Source organism: Alkalibacterium sp. m-11 (assembly GCF_054658155.1).
Genome location: NZ_BAAGIR010000570.1, coordinates 1 through 255, shown reverse-complemented (window position 1 = coordinate 255; position 255 = coordinate 1). Strand labels below are relative to the sequence as shown.

At 32.5% G+C, this 255-nt stretch carries 1 protein-coding gene; it reads left to right on the top strand.

Annotation, left to right across the window (positions count from 1 at the left end):
- On the top strand, nucleotides 1-255 hold a 255-nt coding region (locus tag ACYQ2O_RS13640; RefSeq protein ID WP_459796866.1), incomplete at both ends, for a hypothetical protein.

The window sequence follows — 255 nt, the reverse complement described above, 5'->3', positions numbered from 1 at the left end:
TTGAAATTACTACTGAAATGATTGAAGAAATATTAAGTCCGAAGGACCATATAAGTCCCCACCGTCGAAAAACTTTAATAACAAACCTCCGTCAGTTTTCTGAATTTCTTCAAGTACTACAAATCCCGAGTCAGTCTGTCAATTCAAGTTATTACCAAGCAGTAGAACAAAAATTCAAACCATATATTTTTTCAAAAGAAAATCTTAAAAAACTCCTATGTGTTACTGACAAATTACCAAAAGCCAATCGAAGCA